The sequence below is a fragment of the Rheinheimera marina genome (genome assembly GCF_042654345.1).
GTDB lineage: Bacteria > Pseudomonadota > Gammaproteobacteria > Enterobacterales > Alteromonadaceae > Pararheinheimera > Pararheinheimera marina.
The window spans coordinates 326,942-348,027 of record NZ_JBHSGB010000010.1 but is presented as its reverse complement, the minus strand read 5'-3'; the positions used below and the strand labels follow the sequence as shown (position 1 = coordinate 348,027).

General features: G+C 51.8%; 16 protein-coding genes. 5 read left to right on the top strand and 11 right to left on the bottom strand.

All coding sequences use genetic code 11. The features are described from left to right. Window positions 1-22: 22 nt before the first annotated feature. From queA to ccoG, 9 genes are all read right to left on the bottom strand, one after another. Entirely contained in the window at window positions 23-1,057 is a 1,035-nt protein-coding gene (gene queA / locus ACFO3I_RS11250) for a tRNA preQ1(34) S-adenosylmethionine ribosyltransferase-isomerase QueA (protein WP_377334083.1), read from the bottom strand. A gap of 92 nt (window positions 1,058-1,149) precedes the next feature. Then, window positions 1,150-2,070 (bottom strand): hydrogen peroxide-inducible genes activator, encoded by a 921-nt coding sequence (locus ACFO3I_RS11245; protein WP_377334082.1) that lies wholly within the window; start codon window positions 2,068-2,070, stop codon window positions 1,150-1,152. A 152-nt stretch (window positions 2,071-2,222) separates the two neighbouring features. Continuing rightward, window positions 2,223-3,491 carry an inorganic phosphate transporter gene (locus ACFO3I_RS11240; protein WP_377334081.1) on the bottom strand — a complete coding sequence of 423 codons (1,269 nt, stop codon included), beginning with the start codon at window positions 3,489-3,491 and terminating at the stop codon, window positions 2,223-2,225. 19 nt (window positions 3,492-3,510) lie between these two features. Continuing rightward, window positions 3,511-4,185, bottom strand: a complete 675-nt coding sequence (locus ACFO3I_RS11235) for a TIGR00153 family protein (RefSeq protein WP_377334080.1) — start codon at window positions 4,183-4,185, stop codon at window positions 3,511-3,513. A gap of 207 nt (window positions 4,186-4,392) precedes the next feature. Further along, the gene (gene phoU, locus ACFO3I_RS11230; protein ID WP_377334079.1) at window positions 4,393-5,103 is read right to left on the bottom strand and encodes a phosphate signaling complex protein PhoU; all 711 of its coding nucleotides are present in this window, start codon (window positions 5,101-5,103) and stop codon (window positions 4,393-4,395) included. A 28-nt stretch (window positions 5,104-5,131) separates the two neighbouring features. Further along, window positions 5,132-5,953: a phosphate ABC transporter ATP-binding protein PstB gene (gene pstB / locus ACFO3I_RS11225; protein WP_377334078.1), complete on the bottom strand. Its 822-nt coding sequence runs from the start codon at window positions 5,951-5,953 to the stop codon at window positions 5,132-5,134. Window positions 5,954-5,999: 46 nt separating this feature from the next. After that, a complete protein-coding gene (gene pstA / locus ACFO3I_RS11220) occupies window positions 6,000-7,661 on the bottom strand; it encodes a phosphate ABC transporter permease PstA (protein WP_377334077.1) in 1,662 nt (553 codons plus the stop codon). 12 nt (window positions 7,662-7,673) lie between these two features. Next, window positions 7,674-9,965: an ABC transporter permease subunit gene (locus ACFO3I_RS11215; RefSeq protein ID WP_377334076.1), complete on the bottom strand. Its 2,292-nt coding sequence runs from the start codon at window positions 9,963-9,965 to the stop codon at window positions 7,674-7,676. Window positions 9,966-10,242: 277 nt separating this feature from the next. Then, window positions 10,243-11,628, bottom strand: a complete 1,386-nt coding sequence (gene ccoG, locus ACFO3I_RS11210; RefSeq protein ID WP_377334075.1) for a cytochrome c oxidase accessory protein CcoG — start codon at window positions 11,626-11,628, stop codon at window positions 10,243-10,245. A gap of 121 nt (window positions 11,629-11,749) precedes the next feature. Here ccoG and ACFO3I_RS11205 point away from each other — a divergent pair, with 121 nt between their 5' ends. Then, on the top strand, window positions 11,750-13,180 hold the full coding sequence (locus tag ACFO3I_RS11205) for an aminotransferase-like domain-containing protein (RefSeq protein WP_377334074.1): 1,431 nt from the start codon (window positions 11,750-11,752) through the stop codon (window positions 13,178-13,180). 96 nt (window positions 13,181-13,276) lie between these two features. On the opposite strand, the gene ACFO3I_RS11200 is transcribed toward ACFO3I_RS11205, so the two are convergent. Further along, window positions 13,277-14,230 (bottom strand): PstS family phosphate ABC transporter substrate-binding protein, encoded by a 954-nt coding sequence (locus ACFO3I_RS11200; protein ID WP_377334622.1) that lies wholly within the window; start codon window positions 14,228-14,230, stop codon window positions 13,277-13,279. A 267-nt stretch (window positions 14,231-14,497) separates the two neighbouring features. Between ACFO3I_RS11200 and ACFO3I_RS11195 the strand changes: the two genes are divergently transcribed. From ACFO3I_RS11195 to ACFO3I_RS11180, 4 genes are all read left to right on the top strand, one after another. Next, window positions 14,498-14,998 carry a glycine cleavage system transcriptional repressor gene (locus tag ACFO3I_RS11195; RefSeq protein WP_377334073.1) on the top strand — a complete coding sequence of 167 codons (501 nt, stop codon included), beginning with the start codon at window positions 14,498-14,500 and terminating at the stop codon, window positions 14,996-14,998. A gap of 123 nt (window positions 14,999-15,121) precedes the next feature. Further along, on the top strand, window positions 15,122-17,194 hold the full coding sequence (ppk1, locus tag ACFO3I_RS11190; protein ID WP_377334072.1) for a polyphosphate kinase 1: 2,073 nt from the start codon (window positions 15,122-15,124) through the stop codon (window positions 17,192-17,194). After that, entirely contained in the window at window positions 17,194-18,759 is a 1,566-nt protein-coding gene (locus ACFO3I_RS11185; protein ID WP_377334071.1) for a Ppx/GppA phosphatase family protein, read from the top strand. Before ppk1 ends, ACFO3I_RS11185 begins: the two co-directional genes overlap by 1 nt. Before the next feature lie 77 nt (window positions 18,760-18,836). Beyond that, window positions 18,837-20,138: an amidohydrolase gene (locus ACFO3I_RS11180; RefSeq protein ID WP_377334070.1), complete on the top strand. Its 1,302-nt coding sequence runs from the start codon at window positions 18,837-18,839 to the stop codon at window positions 20,136-20,138. On the opposite strand, the gene ACFO3I_RS11175 is transcribed toward ACFO3I_RS11180, so the two are convergent. Then, a complete protein-coding gene (locus ACFO3I_RS11175) occupies window positions 20,074-21,039 on the bottom strand; it encodes a putative sulfate exporter family transporter (protein ID WP_377334069.1) in 966 nt (321 codons plus the stop codon). The two genes, ACFO3I_RS11180 and ACFO3I_RS11175, sit on opposite strands and share 65 nt — an antisense overlap. Window positions 21,040-21,086 lie beyond the last annotated feature (47 nt).

Here is a 21,086-nt window from a genome sequence, read left to right as displayed (position 1 = left end):
ATCCCTACCCTGCTTCAGCGCATCAAATGATCAGCATGGCGTCGCCATAAGAGTAGAACCGGTATTCCTGCTGTATCGCATGTTGATAAGCCGTCATCACATAGTCTTTTTGACTGAATGCACTGACCAGCATAATCAGCGTCGACTCCGGCAGGTGGAAATTCGTCACCAGGCCATCAATCACCTGGAACTGATATCCGGGGTAGATAAAAATCTGCGTGTCGCCCTGATAAGGTTGCAACGATACACCCTTGGCTTTGGCAATTTGCGCGGCAGACTCCAGTGAACGCACCGAGGTGGTCCCTACAGCAATTACCCTGTTGCCACGCGCTTTGCAGGCGGCAATGGCGTCCACCACCTCTTGTTCCACTTCGATGTACTCGGCATGCATTTTATGCTCAAGCACATTGTCGACCCGCACCGGCTGGAAGGTTCCGGCGCCAACATGCAGAGTGACAAAAGCGGTATGCACGCCTTTGGCTTTCAGCGCCGCCAGCAAGCTTTCATCAAAGTGCAGTCCAGCCGTGGGTGCCGCCACGGCGCCGGGCTTTTCGTTGTACACCGTCTGGTACCGTTCTTTGTCTTCTTCGCTGTCAGGCCGGTCGATGTAAGGCGGCAGCGGCATATGCCCTAAGCGCTCGAGCATGGTCAGCAACGGCTCATCACCTTGCAGTTCCAGCTCAAACAAGGTGTCGTGCCGCTGTAGCATACGCACCACGGTCTGCTCGTCCAGCAAAATGTCGACGCCCGCTTTGGGGGCTTTACTGGCGCGGCAATGCGCCAGAAAACGTTTATCGTCGAGCATACGCTCCAGCAAAATTTCGACTTTGCCACCAGAGGCCTTCTGACCAAATAACCGGGCAGGGATCACGCGGGTGTTGTTAAACACCAGCAAATCACCGGCCTCAACCTGGTCCAGTAAATTGGTGAAGACTAAATCCTTTAACTCGCCACTACGGCGGTCCATTTTCAGCAAACGGCTGCTGGAACGTTCAGATTTAGGGAAACGGGCGATCAGCTGCTCGGGCAGCTCAAAAGAAAATTCTTTGATGTGCATTGGGTTCAGTCCGCTTTACCGACAAACTAAGGCCCATACCGGATGCATGGGCGGGCGCAGTGTACAAAGCTCAGACGGGAACAACAAGCCTTTTACCGGGCAGTGTCGGCACATTTCACCTGCAGAACGTCGGCAATTAATTGCGCCATCTGGCGATAACTGCGCAGTTTGCTGGATGTCGGCCGCCAGGCAATGCCGATATCTCGGTGCGCCTGGCTGGCCCCAGGGTTCTGCGCCACCAGTTCAGTGCCAGCGAGCAGGCCACTGTTGATGGCCATTTGCGGCATAAAAGTCACGCCCAGTTTGTTGTTCACCATCTGGGTTAAGGTATGCAGACTGGTGGCAAAAAACGGGTTCACTTTGCGATTGTCTTCCAGCTCGCAAGCTTTCACCGCATGACCTGTCATGCAATGCTCACGCTCCAGCAGGAAAATACTTTCATCCGGCCACTGGCTGATATCCTGCTCAAAGCCGCGGTCCAGCCAATCCTGGTGCAACACCAGTTTAAATGGGTCTTGTGACAGCACCTGGGTATGCAGAGTGCCAGTATCATAAGGCAGCGCCAGCAGCACCATATCGAGCCGGCCTTCAATCAGGGAGCGTAATGAATTCTCAGTGGTGTCTTCACGCAACAACAATTGTAATTCCGGGAAACGTTCACGGGCCAATGCCATGACTTCACTGAGCACAAAAGGGGCAATGGTTGGAATACAGCCCAGCCGCAGCGGCCCGGCCATAGGTTTACCCTGGCATTTGGCAAATTCAGCCAGCTCCTCACACTGCTCAACAATGTATCTGGCCTGGCGTACCACATCCTCCCCTAACGGAGTGAAGATAAAAGTCTTGTGGTCACGCTCCAGCAACTGAGCATCCAGTGTCTCTTCCAGGTTGGCAATGGCCGCACTTAGCGTAGACTGACCTATATAACAGGCCTCGGCGGCTTTACCAAAATGCTGATGTTCGTGCAGAGCTAACAGGTACTGCAACTGCTTAATACTGGGTACACGCTTCATCTTTAATTCCAATCAGAAACTGGCTTTTCTGCAATTTAATCGAATACAAACTAAATTGCCAGCGCTCTGTCGCTGCCATCGGCTGCGGTTACCTGCTACTGTGACAGCCAAAAAAAAGCCCGGACAATGCCGGGCTTTTTCAATCAGTGCGCTTATGCACCAACGATCGTTTTAATAATGTAGAAGAACACTATCGCCAGACCAGCGCCCACAGGCAAAGTGACCACCCAGGACACGAAAATATTGCGGATCACGCTCAGGTTCAGCGCAGCAATACCACGGGCCAGACCCACACCCAACACAGCGCCAACCAGCGTCTGAGTGGTTGAAATAGGTAAGCCTAAACCAGAAGCGATCACCACAGTGCTTGCTGCGGCAATTTCAGCCGCAAAACCACGGCTTGGCGTCAGGTGTGTAATGTTTTCGCCAATGGTGCGGATCACTTTCGCGCCTAAAGTCGCCAGACCCAGCACGATACCGATGGCACCTAAAGGCAGGATCCACCAATCCAGTGCCACTTTATCCAGAATTTGACCACCAGATTGGATAATACCCACCACTGCAGCCAAAGGACCAATGGCGTTGGCTACATCGTTTGAACCGTGGGCAAATGCCATACAGCAAGCGGTGAAAATCATCAGAATACCGAAGATTCTTTCCACGTTGTTGAAATGCATTTCTTTGTCGGCTTCAGGGTCAATCTTCAGGCGGCTAATCGCCAGTTTGCCAACCAGACCAACCACCAGCGCAATACCTAAGCACAGCAACAGGCCTTCGCCGGTACTCAGCTTCAGACCGACGTGTTTCAGGCCTTTGCTGACGGTGACAAACGCCATAATAAAGGCCGCAAATACCATATAAAAAGGCACGTACTTCTTCGCGGCCGCTAATGGATTATCGGTATCGAAGATTAAGCGTTGTGCGCTCATAAAAATCAGGTACGCCAGAATACCGGACAATACCGGGGTCACGACCCAGCTGCCGACGATGCTGCTGACTTCTTCCCAGTGCACATATTCAGTGCCCACACCAACAGAAGCGAAACCAATAATGGCGCCGACGATAGAGTGCGTCGTCGACACAGGCCAGCCGAAGTGGGTAGCCACCAGCAGCCAGGTACCGGCGGCCAATAAGGAACCAATCATGCCGTAAACCAGCAGTTCAGGCACAGCTTTAAAGGCTTCAGCATCCACAATGCCACTACGGATAGTTGAGGTCACTTCGCCACCAGCTAACCAGGCTCCCGAAGCTTCGAAGATGGCCGCAATCACCAGCGCTTGTTTCAGCGTCAGTGCTTTGGAGCCCACAGAAGTACCCATGGCGTTGGCAACGTCGTTCGCGCCCACACCATAAGCCATAATAAAACCAAAAAACGCGGCCACCAGCATCAGGATGAAGCCGTACTGAGATAAAATTTCCATCGCTAAAAATTCCCCGGAGTTAACGCGCTAACATGATTTCAAGGCGCGATCCCACTTTCAGTGCCGTATCCGCCAGATCACCGACCCATTCCAGGGTGCGGTACAGGAACATCACGTCAATAGGGTTCAGTTGAGCTTCGGCTTTGCGCACAAACTTACGCAGGCTGATTTGCAGTTGGTCGGTGTCGTGTTCAATTTCATCGATACGCTCAACCATCTTGATGACCAAATCAACTTCACGGCCACGGAAACCAGTTTCCAGTAACTCGTCCAGCTCGTTGATGGCTTCACTTGCCAATGCCACCGCATCTAAGCAGCGTTCCAGGTAGGCTTTAAACTCAGCCTGAATAGGGGCAGGAATTTCCAGCTCACGGCCTAATACACGGCCTGTGATGTCTTTTGCCTTGTTGGCGATTTTGTCCTGCTGGGACACCAATTCCAGAATATCCGTTCTGTCGACTGGTAAAAACAGGCCACGTGGCAAATGCACACGAATATCCCGTTTTAATTTGTCGGCTTCTTTCTCCATAGCAACAATAGCTTTACGTACTTCAGCCGCCTGGTCCCAGTCTTTGGCATAAGCTGCATCAAAAAACGGAACCAATAATTTACTGGCTTCATGGACTTTACGAATGTGTTCCTCAATAGGTTTTATCGGGGACTTCGCAAAAACCGCCAAAAAATGATTTGGCATAAAAAAGTGCCTCATGTTGTTAGGTTGACCAATGTCGGCGCGCATTGTACTGCAATCAAACCGCAATAAAAACGTCAAAAAGCATGCCTGATTTAATTTAGCTAAAGTCAATGCTTTTGCTGTTTGTATACATGTTTTATATGACAAATTGACGGCAAAGAAACAAAAAACGCCTTGAAATCAAGGCGTCTTTTTAAACCAGACAGATTAACTGCGGGCGTCTTGTTCTAGCTTTTCATCATCGGCATGGCGTACGTCTTTGCCTTTGACCAGAAACACGATGTACTCCGCAATGTTTTTACAGCGATCGCCAATACGTTCCATCGAGCGGGCAGACCACAACACATTCATAATTTTCGGAATAGAACGTGGGTCTTCCATCATATAGGTCATCAGCTGACGGGTGATAGCTTCGTACTCGCGGTCGACTTTTTTGTCTTCACGGTGCACAGCCAACGCCGCTTCCACATCCATCCGGGCAAAGGCGTCCAGCACATCGTGCAGCATTTGCGCAACATGACGGCCCATATTGTCCAGATTCACCAGTAAATCCTGCTGGGCACTGTTAAAAGATTCCAGTGCCACTTTGGCAATACGCTCAGCTTCATCACCAATGCGTTCCAGATCTGAAATGGTTTTGATAATGGCCATGATCAGGCGCAAATCGCTGGCCGCCGGCTGGCGTTTGGCGATAATGCGGGTGCATTCATGGTCAATTTTCAGTTCCCAGTCATTGACCATCAAATCATTGGTGATCACCTGACGGGCTAAATCCGAATCACTGCTCGCAATCGCATTCAACGCATCGGCCAGCTGCTGCTCAATCAAACCGCCCATGGCCATGACGTGATTGCGAACCTGCTCTATCTCCTCATTAAACTGGCTGGAGATATGTTTTGTTAAATTCATCTTATCCATCGCGCTCTCCTTTAAACAGGCTCAGACCTTAACCAAAACGACCTGTGATGTAATCTTCGGTTTGCTGCTGCGATGGGTTGGTGAACATCTTATTGGTCGCATCAAACTCAATTAAATCACCCATATACATAAAGGCAGTATAGTCAGAGACTCGGGCTGCCTGCTGCATATTGTGGGTAACAATAACAATGGTGTACTTATCTTTGAGCTCATAAATCAGCTCTTCAATTTTCAGGGTCGAAATCGGGTCCAACGCTGAAGCTGGTTCGTCCAGCAGCAGTACTTCTGGTTCAATCGCAATAGCGCGGGCAATCACCAGACGCTGTTGCTGACCACCCGACAAACCAAAGGCGTTGTCATGCAGACGGTCTTTCACTTCGTTCCACAGTGCAGCACCCTTCAACGAGTTCTCCACCACTTCGTCCAGAATACGTTTGTCTTTCACACCTTGCAGACGCAGGCCATAGGCCACGTTTTCGTAAATGCTTTTCGGGAACGGGTTTGGTTTCTGGAACACCATGCCCACCTGACGGCGCAACTCAGCCACGTCCACCTTCGGGTCATAAATGTTCTGATTGTCCATCAGGATCTGGCCTTCAATGCGGCAGATATCCACCAGGTCATTCATCCGGTTAAAGCAGCGCAGCAAGGTAGATTTACCACAACCTGACGGGCCGATAAATGCGGTGACCCGTTTCTCAGGAATTTGCATATTGATGCTTTTCAGTGCCAGCGAGTCACCGTAGTACAGCTTCAGGTCGTTGACCTGCAGCTTAATTTTTTCGTCCGCCAGACTGATTTCTTTTTCTACCGGTACTGTCAGATTGTCTTGTGTCATGTTGTTTACCATCTAAAAAGTCGTTTAATTCGGGTCGTTTTCGGCGTATCTGCGCAGTTTAATCTGAATCGCTGCGGTATTTTTCACGCAGACGGTTACGCATATAAATGGCCGACATATTCAAAATCACAATCAGCAACACCAGCACCAGGGCTGTGGCATACAGCAAAGGCCGGGACGCTTCCACATTCGGGCTCTGGAAACCCACATCAAAGACATGGAAACCCAGGTGCATAATTTTTTGCTCCAGGTGCACAAAGGGGAAATTGGTATCTATTGGTAAAGTCGGGGCCAGTTTGACCACCCCCACCAGCATCAGCGGCGCCACTTCGCCAGCAGCACGTGCCACCGCCAAAATAAGACCCGTCATCATCGCAGGTGTTGCCAGCGGTACCACCACTTTCCATAAGGTTTCGGACTTGGTCGCGCCCAGTGCCAGACTCCCCATCCGGATGGTGCTTGGAATACGGGATAAACCTTCTTCGGTCGATACAATCACCACAGGCAGAGTTAACAACGCCAGGGTTAATGAGGCCCAGAACAAACCTGGCGTACCAAAGGTTGGTGATGGCAAGGCTTCCGGATAGAACAACTGGTCGATACTGCCGCCCATAATGTACACGAAGAAGCCCAGACCAAAGACGCCGTACACAATGGACGGTACACCAGCCAAGTTATACACGGAAATACGGATAATCTTCAGCAGTGGCCCTTGTTTGGCGTACTCACGCAGGTAAATAGCGGCCAGCACACCAAAAGGTGTGACGATAATCGACATCAGGATCACCATAGTCACAGTACCGAAAATAGCAGGGAAAATACCGCCTTCGGTATTGGCTTCACGTGGCTCATCCCACAAGAAATTCCCCACTGCCACAAAGTAATCCAGCAGTTTTTCAGTTACCGACATATCGTTTGGCAAATGCGCCCGCACAATATTGGCCAGAGAGATAGTCACTTCGCGGCCATCACCGGTACGGGCAATCAGCTGATCCCGGTTTGACTCTGTGCGCAGCTCATCCAGGCGTTTCTGAATCACTTCATAGTCGGCATTTAACGCTGCACGCTCTGCATCGGCTTCGGCGCGAAACGCCGCCAGTTCCGCTTCACTGGCCTTACTCAGTACCAGCTTGCGGTCTTTAAGGCGTAATTTTTCGATGTCGTTGTTAATCTGCGAAATCTCATTTTTTTCAATGGATTTCATTTCATCAAAAATCTTATTTGCCCGCTCAATACGTTGTTGCAGCTGCGCCCATAACGCAGAACCTTCAGCAACCAGCTGGCCATTTTCGGTCAGGCGCAGCGGGAAACCATAGAAGTTGCCGCGCTCACGACGTTCCAGCGCAATAGCGCCTTGTGGAATGGTCCAGCCACTGATTTCGTAATCCATGTACCAGGCAAAGTCGCGGCCATAAATGTCCCGGTTGCCCACTTTCACCAGGTAACGGGTCACGCTGTCGCGGCCTTCTGGCACGCTAGCACCAGCTTCACGCACCATAGTGGCAGACACCAGCTCAGAACGCACCAGCTCACCTAAAATGGTTTTTTTCTCGCCTTGCTCAGGTGTCCATTCGGTCTGCTGTAAGTCGGCAGGCCAGAAATGGCTGCCACCTCTGACCGCGATCAGTCCGAGAATACCGATCACCATCACCAGACAAAGTGCAATGGCTCCGCCATTTAACCAGATCCAGGGGGTTCCTGATCTAAACCAAGCTCTCATGAATGCGACCCCTTACAGATTGCTAAAACGTTGGCGTAAACGTTGGCGAATGACTTCCGCCAGCGTATTAAATACAAAGGTAAAGACAAACAGCACTAAGGCGGCCAGGAATAACACCCTAAAGTGAGTGCTGCCCACTGCAGTCTCAGGTAATTCCACGGCAATATTGGCCGACAAAGTCCGCATGCCTTCGAAAATATTGAAGTTCACGACTGGGCTGTTACCTGTGGCCATCAGCACAATCATGGTTTCCCCGACTGCACGGCCAAAACCGACCATCACAGCGGCAAACACACCCGGGCTTGCCGTTGGCAGTACGACACCCACCATGGTTTGCCAAGGCGTTGCACCCAGCGCCAAAGAGCCCTGAGTTAAATGGCGTGGCACGTTGAAGATAGCGTCTTCAGCAATAGAGAAGATGTTTGGAATGACCGCAAAGCCCATCGCAATACCCACAATCAGCGCGTTACGTTGGTCGTAGTTCATGCCGTTGTCGGTAAACCACTGGCGCAGGCTGCCATTAAAGAAGGCATGGTCAATCACCGGGCTTAAGGTCACGGCCAGGTAACCAAACAGCATAATCACCGGCACCAGAATGGCGGCTTCCCAGCCTAAGCCCAGCTTGTTGCGCACGACTTCCGGCATATAGCGCCACAGGTAAGCCACCAGTAACATGACTATTGGCATCAGGAATAAAATGGCGAACACCGCGCTTAAATACTCTTCAACAAAAGGCGCTAACCATAAACCAGCCAGGAAACCCAAAATCACGGTTGGCAGCGCCGCCATAATTTCAATGGTCGGCTTGACCTTGCCACGCAGGGCCGGTGTCATAAAGTAGGCGACATAAATCGCGCTCATAATGGCCAGCGGTGTGGCAAACAGCATGGCGAAGAACGCCGCCTTTAAAGTCCCAAGCGCCAGTGGAACCATACTCATTTTGGCTTCAAATTCGTCCGAACCAGCCGATGCCTGCCAAATATAGCGGCCACTGTCACGACCTTCGTACCAGACTTCGTTCCATAAGGCTTTATACGACACATCCGGATGCGCATTTTCTAAATCGTAATTGATGGTCTGGCCTTTTGGCGTCATCACCAGCAGGCTGGTGTTGATTGGCGACACCGCAATGCGACTGGCCTGCACATCACCATCCAGCGCGTCTAAAAACAAAGTGCGGGCTGAGGTGCCATAGTGAATACCTAAAGTGCCTTTGGCATCAATGGCCAGAAAGCCTTTACGCGAATACTCAGGTTCAATTTGTGTAATAGCCGCCGGGTGCTGCTCAAAGCTGCGGATATGCTTTAAATCAAAATTGTTGTGCTCATCACGCACCAAAAACCACTGGCTCAGCTGGCCATCCGACGAGCCGACAATCATCGACACTGTGCCAACTAAAAACTCCAGTGCGGTAATTTTCTGGCCTGAGGCCACCGCAGCGATAGTCTGCACCAGCCGGGCATGAGCCGGATCCTGAATGCTGTAATAGTGAATTTGCCCTTCCTCATCGGCAACAAACAGACTTTGGAAGGTGCTGTCGATCAGCATTTTGCTGGCCGATGCAGGCGCGTCCGGTAACTGGTAATCAGTGTTGACCACTGTGGTCTCACCGGTCAGAAACGCGGTTTCAGCCACCAGCGTGGTCAGTAACAAACGACCGTCAGCAGTGTAGGCCGCCAGCACGCGGTTTTCGTCTTTTTCCTGAATCGCGACTGTAGTGATGGCCTGGCCAGCCGCATCCAGTTGAACTGGCGCTTCACCCAGCGGGTAGCTGACTTTCGGATTGATCTGACGCTGGTCATTCGGGTAGCTCAGCAAGTACTCGTGCTTCACCACAAAGGCTTTACCGTCCGATAAACCCAACACCAGAGTGCCGGTTCTTGGGTCTGCTTTGCCAAAAGCGGTCACTGTGACACCAGCTGGCAAAGGCAGCTGGACTTTCTGCTTCACTTCACCGGTTTGCGCGCTGTAGAACACCAGCTCAGCCTGCTCTGTCACCGACAAACCAATTTCGCCGTAACGCTCAAGGCTGCTAAACAGCGGCTTTTGCACCGGGCTTTGGTATTCCTTGTTTTGCTCCACCGAAGCAGAAGAGAACATTGGGCCTACCTCAGAAAACAGGTAGACAAATATAGTAGCAAAAGCCAGCACCACACTGATGCCGGCAAAGCTGATACCGTATTTGGAAATTTTATCTTTGGCCGAGCGCCAGCGCCGTAAACGGGCCCGGCTCTCCCCTTTGGGCAACAGGGACTGCACAGAAGCCACTTCTGTCTGGCCCTGATTAGCTTGGGTTGAATGCATAGTTGCGATACCACCAGTGACTAGTTTAATGGTCGCAACTATAGTTCAGTTTTGTGTCAGAAATATTACATAGGGGCATTTTTGTCACACAACTGACATCTAACTGAAATATTAACCGCCCGCGCCAAAAGCAGCGCAGCGGCCCCATCTGTCCGTTGTAAAAAAGCCAGCTGGGAACGCAGGTGGCTTTGCCGCAAACCGGTAGCCGGGCTTTTTTTACCGGGTACGCTCGAGGAATGTGGCGACAGCCCAAAGGTTGTCGCCTCAAGGACCTCGCTCAGTTACCCGACGAACTGCAGGCTTCAGCAAAAAAGCGGCTGTGCTTTTTCAGCACTTCTGCGCTTTGCCCGTCGGTCAGCAGCAGCTGAAAATCTTGCTGCGCCGGGCTTTCACACTCAGGCAAGGTGATAGTAACAATAAACTCTTTATCTTCCATCGGCTGCAGCTGCAACGCACTACTGAGCAATAAAACAGCCTGCTCAGGCAAACCTGCTGTCTGCAGTTGATAACTGCGCACCGAACTGGTCTTGTTGCTTAAACGCAGGACAAAGGTGTTTTCAATGTCCCCTTGTGCACTGAACCTGTACAGCTGCTGGCGGTCCCGGCTAATGCTCATGTCAGTGCTGCTTAGTTGTGTCAGCCAGAGCGCCATCGCCACCAGCACAGCGGCAATAGCGCTGCCATAGGCCAGATGATAAGGCAGGCCGCTGGCCGCCGTTGTGTCGCTATCTCCGGCATAAGCAATTAACTGAGTCGGGTAATTAAACTGCCGCATGGTGTCGTCGCAGGCATCAATACAAAGGCCACAATTAATGCATTCGTACTGAAGGCCATTGCGGATATCAATGCCCACAGGGCATACCTGCACACAGAGTTTGCAGTCGACACAGTCGCCCAAACCCTTCACAACCTCATGTTTTTTTCTGGCGCCGCGCGCCTCGCCACGTGCAGCATTGTAGCTGACCTGGCGGGTGAACTTATCAAACATCGATGACTGAAACCTGGCGTACGGGCACATGTGCTGACAGACTTTTTCCCGCACCAGGCCGGCATTCAGGTAAGTGCACAAGCTAAAAAGACTGAGCCAAAACCAGACTGCACCGGATAACTGGCCCGCAAAGAAGTCGGGGTACAGGCTTCTGGCCGGCACAAAATACGAGACAAAGGTCAGTGCAGACAGCAAGGCGACCAATGCCCAACTGCCGTGTTTGGCAGCTCTGAGCAGCAGCTTGTGCCCGCTCCGCCAGGAGGTGGCATCCAAAGCCCGGCTTTTGGCCGGTGGCCCTTCAATGCGCCGCTCTATCCAGATAAACATCAGGGTCCAGATGGTTTGCGGGCAGGTATAACCACACCAGACCCGACCATAAAATTTGGTGACGTAAAACAGCACAAAAGCAGCCAGCGCGAACAACAAAGCCAGAATGGCAAAGTCCTGCGGCAGGATCAGCCGGCCCAGAACTTCAATGGCAAAACGGTCGGTATCAATCCGAAAGGCTTGCCGCCCCTGATACTGCAACCAGGGAATACCGACAAAAGCCGCCATCAGCAGCCAGCTCAGGGAGCGACGGAGCCGCTGGTAATAACCCGTTTGCTCGCGGACATAAAGCTTTCCGCTGGTGTCCTTGGTGGTCATGATGATCAGATCAGAGGATGGTTGTGGCATAACTCAGCTCGGCTGCAGTATGAAAATTGGCAGGAGCGAAGTCTAAAGATGCAGAAAAATAAATACAGACACAGATTTGATACTTAAAATAGATACAGATTTTCACTCATGACTGTGCGCGATGGCATTTAAATACCAACATCTGACTAAAGAACTTCGCGACAAAATCAACCACAACTGGTGGGCAGCGGGCGAGCGTTTACCGTCCATCCGGCAGTTGTGCCAGTCTTACCAGGCTTCACTGGCAACGGTCCGCCATGCGCTGGCCGAACTGGAAGCCCAAGGGTATCTGGAGGCACGCGACCGCTCCGGCTATTTCGTGCGGGCACGGCAACGTCGTGTGCCGGTGACAGCAGATCTCAGCCCCCTGCCCGGCCAGCCGCAGCCGACTGCGGTGACCCTGCCAGATTTGCTGTACGACATTATGCAGCGCAGCGCCGCCTTTGATTTTTATCCACGTGGCCCGCTGGTGCAGTTGCCGCAGTTAAAAACACTGCAGCAACTGCAAACAAAAGTGACCAAACAGCTTGGGGCCGCGCCAGCGCTGCAGTATGAAGAACCTTTTGGTGCACTGGAGTTACGCCAGCAACTGGCCACCAGCTACCAAAGCCATGGTTTAACCCTGGATGCGCCTGACTTGTACCTGACTGCCGGCTGTCAACATGCTTTATTTTTGGCGCTGCATGCCATCTGCAGCCCAGGCGATATAGTGGTAGTCGAACAGCCTGGCTTTTATGGCGTGCTGCAGCTATTGCAGCAGTTACAGCTTCAGGTGATTGAAGTGCCGACCGATCATGCCGGCATGGACATCAGCGCGCTGGAGCTGGTGGTTGCGCGCTGGCGCATTAAAGCCTGCATAGTCAGCCCGTCTTTTGGCACCCCTTCCGGGCAACTGATGCCTGAGGAACGCAAACAACGGCTGGTCGAACTGGCCAACAGTAACGATTTTGCGTTGATTGAAGACGACATTTATGGCGACCTGGGTTTTTACCAGCGCCCTACGCCGTTAAAAGCACTGGATACCGAAAACCGGGTGGTGCTTTGCAGCTCCTTGTCCAAATCCCTGTCACGCGATTTGCGCATTGGCTGGATAGCGCCAGCCCGCTGGAGTCAGCAGATTGGCCGGCTGAAGCTGACCAGTCAGCTTGCCGGCAGCCAGGGCAACGCCATTGCTGTGGCCCGTTTTATTGCAGAGGGCCATTACCGGCGCCATTTGCAGCAGTTCCGAACCTTGCTGATCCATCATCACAATCAGTTGCATCAGGCGTTGCAGCAGCTGTTTTTACAAGACCCACAAGTGCAGCAGTTGGGCAGTATTGACTGGAACAGCCCTCACGGCGGCTTGTCGTTGTGGCTAAAACTGCCTCCGGCCATTGATGCACTGCAGTTATACAATAGGGGGCTGAATCAGGGGCTGGTGTTAACTCCGGGAGCGTTATTTACCGCCAGTGATCAGTTTAAGAACTACCTGCGGGTTCCTTTTGTCAATCCGGTCGCAGGCCCTCGCCTGGACGCTTTGCAGCAACTGAAGCAATTGATCCTCGCCGTCTGAGTCAGTCAGCAAAGCGCAGGAACCAACAGGCTTTATGTGCTGAACATAAAAAAGGCGCCATCAGGCGCCTTATTATCAATCCAGTCGAAACGGAGCTTAGTTGATGCCCAGTTCTTTCAGTGCTTTTGCCGCTACTGAGCTTGGAACCGGTACATAACCGTCATGAGCCACTACGTCCTGACCATTTTTAGACAGGATAAAACGGACAAACTCACGCTCTAACGGCTGCATTTCTTTGTTTGGGTGCTTGTTCACGTACACATACAGGAAACGTGACAGTGGGTACTTACCATCCAGAGCGTGCTCTGCGTTAGGTGCGATAAATGGCTCGCCATCTTTCTTCGACAGAGGTAATGCACGTACGCTTGAGGTCACATAACCGATACCAGAGTAGCCGATACCGTTGATAGACTCGCTGATGCCCTGCACGACTGAGGCAGAACCCGGTTGTTCATTGATGGTTGATTTAAAGTCGCCGCCACACAGTGCAACGTCTTTGAAGTAACCATAGGTCCCTGATACGGCGTTACGGCTGTACACGGTAAAGTCGCGGTTAGCCCATGCGCCTTCCAGACCCAGTTGACCCCAACGGGTGACGTCTTCTTTGTAACCACATTTGCGGGTTGCAGAGAAAATAGCGTCCACTTGTTGCAGGCTTAAACCTTTGATTGGGTTATCTTTGTTGACATAAACAGCTAACAGGTCAATCGCCACTGGAATAGCCGCTGGCTTGTAACCATATTTGGCTTCAAATTCCTGCACTTCAGAAGGCTTCATTGCACGGCTCATTGGGCCAAAGTTTGAGGTGCCTTCAGTCAGCGCTGTTGGTGCTGTAGAAGAACCTGCACCCTGGATTTGAATGTTCACGTTTGGATACTGCTTGCGGAACTCTTCAGCCCATTTGGTCATCAGATTGTTCAGCGTATCTGAGCCAATGCTGGAGATATTGCCGGACACCCCAGTCGCTTTCACATACGCAGGTAATTTCGGATCCGCTTCAATAATAGCAGCCTGAGCGGTCAGACCAAAAGCGGCGGCGATCAAGCTCATAGACGTTAATAATTTTGCGACTTTCACGTTGCACTCCTCACAACAGTGGACACTGTTCGTGGTTCAGGTTGTTGATGCAGGCATAGTAAGTAAGAAATATGACACTAATATGACTGAGAGCAGGCAATACAAAGATATTTTTGTTTAGTTTTTAACCGGAAGGTACAAAAATGAGACCAGCTGGCTGTTAAAACAGAAAGCGAAGTCTACAATGGGGTTGTTGTTGTTTTCGTTGCATTTTTTTAATTTTTTGATGAAGGGTTTTCTATGAAGCAGTTAATTTTAACCTTGATTGGCCGGGACAAAGCCGGATTGGTCGAACAACTGGCGACCGTGATTGCCAGTCATCATGGTAACTGGATGGCCAGTAATTTGAGTCACTTAGGTGGCTATTTCGCAGGCATTCTGCAAGTCGAAGTCGCAGAAGAACATTTAGCCTCACTGACCACTGAACTTGAACGCATGACGGATTTGGATATTCGGATCCAGCATGGCATGCAGTCAGAGCATGCACCGGAGCAACAGCTGCAGTTTGTCATCACCGGCAATGACAGGCCTGGCATAGTGAAAGAATTGTCCGCAGTGATCAAACACAAAGGTGCCAATATTGTGCACTTTGAGAGTAATAAGCAAAGTGCACCGAATTGGGGAGTGCCGCTGTTTCATGCCATCGCGACCGTCGAGCTGCCGCAAGGGCTGAATAAAGACGACGTGGTGGCCGCACTGGAAGCCATCGCCTCGGATGTGATGGTCGATATCGAACCGTAACGGATCAGAAGAAGTTGTACAGCTTCATCCGGCTGTCATAAATCTGCCATAGAGTAACGACATTCCCAGGATCCGGAGTGCCCTATGGTTGTGTCAGAGCTTAAGAAAAATATGAGTCATGTCATGCATTTTCCCCGAGAACTCAGTTGGTTGTCTTTTAATGGCCGGGTGTTACAGGAAGCCGAAGACGAACGTAACCCGCTGATTGAACGTTTACGTTTCCTTGGTATTTATTCCAACAATATGGATGAGTTCTTCCGTGTTCGGGTGGCCGATGTGAAACGCCGCATCCTGCTGAAAAAATACCATTCGGATGAGCAGGAAGATGCTGAGCAATTGCTGCAGGACATTCAGCATATCGTACTGAAGCTGGGCGAACGTTTTAATAAAATTTACGACCATCTGCAGCAAGAACTGAAAAAGCACAATATTGAGCTGATTGATAACTACAAGCTGACCGAAAACCAGGCCGCCTGGGTAAAAACTTTTTACCGCCAAGAAGTACAGCGGCATATTTCCCCTATTATTTTGTCGTCCGATGAAGTGGATTTAGGCAAGCAGCTGGAAGATAACGCCACCTACCTGATGGTAGAAATGACCGGCTCGGGCAAACCGGAATACGCCATAGTGCAGGTGCCGACCGACGCCTTGTCCCGCTTTATCGAATTGCCGGTGCATTTGAATAAAAGCAAAAAACGCGGCCGCTTCCGTCGTCAGATTATTTTACTCGACGACATTATCGTGCACTGCCTGACCGACCTGTTTGCCGGTTTCTTTGATTTTTGCGAAGTGCAGGCCTTTTCGCTGAAACTGACCCGCGACGCGGAATACAACATCAGCGACACGTTGGACCAGTCCTTGATCGACAAAATGTCCAAAGGCATTAAACAACGGCTGAAATCTGAACCAGTGCGGCTAGTGTATGACGCCCATATGCCGGACCATATGCTGAAAATGCTGAAAAAGCTGTTGGGCTACAGCTCGAACGATGCGTTAATTCCTGGCGGTAAATACCGCAACTTTAAGGACTTTATTGGTTTTCCCAATATCGGCCACGCCTCGCTGGAATTCCCGCCGATGCCAGCGCTGAAAAGCCCGCAGTTTGAGGCTCACACCACCAGTTTTGATGCCATTCGTTCTGGCGATATTTTGCTGCACTACCCCTACCATAGCTTCGGTTATTTTACCGAGTGGATCCGACAGGCCTCGTTTGACCCGAAAGTCAGCAGCATTAAGATGACCATGTACCGGGTGGCCAAACACTCACGGGTGATCCAGTCGTTGATCGATGCCGTGCGCAACGGCAAACAAGTGACAGTGGTGGTCGAACTCAAAGCCCGCTTTGACGAAGAAAATAACATTCATTGGTCACGGCGGATGACCGAAGCTGGTATCCAGGTCATTTTTGGTCTGCAGACCTTAAAAACCCACTCGAAGCTGTGCCTGGTGAGCCGGCAGGAAAAAGGAAAACTGGTAAAGTATGCCCATGTAGGCACAGGTAATTTCAACGAAAAAACTGCCCGTATCTATACCGATATGAGTTTATTTACCTGCCACAGCGATATTTGTGATGAAGTGGACCAGGTGTTCGAGTTTATTCAGTACAGCTACAAACCCTATCAGTTTAATCATCTGATTGTGTCGCCGACCTGGAGCCGCCCCAAACTGGTCGAACTGATTGAACGCGAAATTCGTTATGCCACCTCCGGACGCAAGGCAGAAATTCTGTTAAAGGTGAACAACCTGGTCGACCAGCAAATCGTCGATCTGTTGTATAAAGCCAATATGGCTGGAGTGAAAATTCGCATAATTCTGCGCGGCATGTGCTCACTGATCCCGGGCATCAAAGGCCGCAGTGAAAATATTCAGGTGATCAGTATTCTGGACAGATTTCTTGAGCATGCCCGTGTGTACGTCTTTCATAATGGCGGCGAAACCGATCTGTATTTATCATCAGCAGACTGGATGACGCGTAACCTGGACCAGCGGGTCGAAGTGGGTGTGCCTATTTATGATGCCTCAATTAAACAGCAGGTGTTGACCATGCTGGACATTCAGTGGCATGACAATGTAAAAGCCCGGGTTATTGATCGCGATCAGAGCAATCATTATGTCAAACGTGGTAATAAACGTTCGATCCGCAGCCAACAGGAGATTTATGATTACTTTGCCAGCTTGCATCAGGACCTTAGCTAATGACTGAAACCTGGACAGCGAGCCCGGACGATTCCGGCTACATGGCCGCAGTGGACCTGGGTTCCAACAGCTTTCATATGGTGATAGCCCGGGTGGTGGACGGCGCACTGCAGCTGCTGCACCGGGAAAAACAAAAGGTGCAGTTGGCCGAAGGCCTGAATGACGAACTGATTTTATCGGAAGACGCCATTAACCGGGGCCTGGCGGTGCTGGCCCAATTTGCCGATACCTTAAAGCCTGTACCAGCACAGTCGGTGCGGGTGATTGCCACCTACACCCTGCGTCGGGCTAAAAACAGCGCGGTGTTTTTACACCGGGCTCAGGCGATGTTTCCTTACCCTATTGAAGTGATTTCAGGCCAGGAAGAAGCCCGCTTTATTTATCAGGGTGTGGCCCATTTTGAGCATTACGACAGCCGCCGGCTGGTCATGGACATTGGCGGTGGCTCGACCGAGTTCGCCATAGGGGAAGGCTTTAGCCCGCTGCGGCTGGCCAGCCGTAATATGGGCTGCGTCAGTTACGCCAATCAGTTTTTTGCCAATGGCAAAATCAGTAATAAACGCTTCGAACGCGCCATCATTCAGGCTGAACAGGAACTGGAGCCTATTGTTTCTGCGTATCAGGAGACCGGTTGGCAACAAGCTGTCGGCACCTCCGGCACTATTAAAACCATTCGCGACATGATTGTCGGCCTTGGCTGGCATCCGGTCTGTATCACCCTGCCCGATTTAATCCGCTTGCAAGAGTTGCTGGTGGCCCAGCAAAACAGCTTTCAGCTGGATTTACCTGGCCTGGCAGACGACCGTAAACCACTGATTTGCTCAGGGTTGGCCATACTGATTGCCGCCTTCCAGTTGCTGGGCATAGAGCAGATGTATTATGTAGACGCCGCTCTGCGTGAAGGGGTGCTCTACGAAATGAGTGACCGGCTGCACCACCATGATATTCGCGAACACACAGTCCACAGCCTGATTAAACGCTACAGCATTGATATTGCTCAAGCCGGTCGGGTCCGGCAGACCGCACTGGAATTATTCAGTCAGGTCCGCCTTGACTGGCAGCTGGAAGACGAACATGCCGATTTATTAGGATGGGCAGCCACTGTTTATGAAATAGGCCTGCATATCAACTCGTCCAGTGTTCAGCGCCACAGTGCGTACATTTTACGCCACGCCAACTTGCCCGGTTTTAACCAGGAACAACAACTGCTGTTGTCGGCTCTGGTGCGGTTTCATCGCCGTAAAATCAAAGCCGATGAACTGCCTGCTTTCCATTTGTACCAGATGCCTGCAGTGTTAAACCTGCTGGTGTTATTGCGACTGGCGGTGCTTTTAAACCAGAAGCGACAGGATGATTTTTTACCCCCTCTGTTGGTGTGCGCCCGGCCACACCAATTAACGTTGGACCTGCCAAAAGACTGGCTGCTGCAACAGCCTTTGTTGCTGGCGGATCTACAGCAGGAACAACAATTGCTGAAAAAAATCACCTTCCATCTGGATTGCCCGGTGCTAACCGAATGCGCCGCTCTGGCCGATAGCTTTGATCCCACCGATCAGGACGACTGACGCGCTTCATCTAAAAATGCTTTGCAAATCAACATACAGACTCTAAGGTGGTAAAAAAGGTCATTTTGGAGTCTGTGATGCGTTTCTCTCTGTTCGCGCTGGCGATGCTGACGTTACCTGCGGTTGCCGCTGATTTAAAACCTCAAACCGAAGCCGCCATTGCCGCTATCCAGCCGCAAATGATCCAGTGGCGACGGCATTTCCACCAACACCCCGAACTGTCCAACCGTGAAGTGAACACCGCTAAAACAGTGGCGGCCCATTTGAAATCTTTGGGTTTAGAGGTTCGCACCGGCATTGCCCATCATGGTGTATTGGGGGTACTGAAGGGGAAAAAGCCAGGCCCTGTAGTGGCGCTGCGTGCAGATATGGACGCCTTGCCGGTAACCGAAAAAGTGGACCTGCCTTTTGCGTCAAAAGTCCGCAGCACCTTCAATGAGCAGGACGTCGGTGTCATGCATGCCTGTGGTCACGACGCGCACACTGCCATGCTGATGGCGGCCGCTTCAGTGCTCACATCGATGCAGGAAGACCTCAGCGGCACCGTGTTATTTGTATTCCAGCCAGCAGAAGAAGGTGCACCGGCCGGCGAAGAAGGCGGCGCCATGCTGATGCTTAAAGAAGGGGTCTTTGCCGACTACAAACCAGACGCCATTTTTGGTCTGCACGTCTGGCCTGGCCCTCCAGGCCAACTGCAAGTGAAAAGTGAAGGCATTATGGCCGCCGCCGACAGTTTCAGCATTACAGTTAAAGGCAAGCAGGTGCATGGCTCCAGCCCATGGCGTGGCATAGACCCTATCGCTGTCACTGGCCAGATGATTACGGCGCTGCACCAAATTCCGGCCCGTCAGCTGGATGTCACCCAGGCACCAGCCGTGCTGTCGATTGGCCAGGTGCATGGCGGGGTACGCTGGAACATTATTCCGGATGAAGTGAAACTTGAAGGCACAGTTCGTACCTTTGACCCACAAATGCGCGAACAATTACTGAGCAAAATGCAGCACACCGCTGAGCATATTGCCGCCGCCAGCGGCGCCACCGCTGATTTCCACCTGCATGGTGCAGCTGCTGTGACCTGGAACGATCCGGTGCTAACCGAATGGGCGATGCCAAGTCTGCGCTGGGCAGCCAGAGATGCCGGAGTGACCAGCACCAAACCTATTACTGCGTCAGAAGACTTTTCGTTATTCCAGCAGCAAGTGCCTGGGGTGTTTTTCTTTTTGGGCATAGCACCGGAAAATACGCCATTGGATGACGTCGCACCTAACCATTCACCGTATTTTGCGGTGAATGAAGCTGCGCTGGAAAACGGCGTCAGAGCCCTGACGGCACTGACACTGGACTACCTGCAACAGCCAGCCAAACAAAAAACCAACTAAATAACAGCAGCAACAACGACAGCGCCAGCAGCAGTACCTTCACACTGCCCTGGCGCATCGCCCGCCAGTCAGTCTGCACGCCGGCCAACCAGATCGCCGACACCAGCAAAGCTTCAGCCGTGCCTTTACTCAGCGGCAGTAAGAGCGCAGGGACCCAGCCGGCCTGAGACAGTCCGGCAGCGACTAACACCGCCAGCGGAAACCAGGGCAATTTGGTTTTCACCTGACCTTTGGCCTGTGACCACGGCAACCAGACTAAAAAGGGTATCAGGAGCAGCACCCGGCTGAGCTTCAGCACTATCGCGAGCAGCGCACAACTCGCCGGTAACAGGCTGCTGGCCGCCACCACCTGCGAGACTTCAGGCGCCGAGGCACCAATCAGCAGTGCCGTGGCTTCAGGCGCCAGTGGCAGCAACCCGTAGAGCAGCAACGACAATAAGCCCATCAACAGCACAGCCGCCAGGCTCTGACTCAGCTCGCCTGGCGATGCTTTGCGAACCGTCTGGGTCGCAAACAGTGCCGAGGTGCCGCAAAACGCCAAACCGGCACTGACCAGCCAGCTGATATTGGCGCTCAGCCCCAGTTGGCGCCCAAACCAGACTCCACTCAGCAGCATCAAGGGCACAGCAAGCAATAATGGCCACAAGCGCTGTAACAAGGCCAGGTCCAACACGCCGGCAGGCAATTGCAGGCAAAACAGCACCAGCCCGGTGCGCAGCGCCCATGGCTGATAACGACTCAACCAGCCCGGATAGCTGGTGCTGGACGTCCCTCTGTGTTGCCAAAGGCTCCAGAGCATGCCACTGACCAGCGCCAGTAACACAGGGCTCAACCCTATTGCCGGTGCCACGCCAAAAACCAGCGCCCCTAACCAAAACACAGTGCCCAGCACAAAACGCATTGTTGCTACTCCGCAAATTCAACAAAGAGATTGTACTGGCCAGAAAA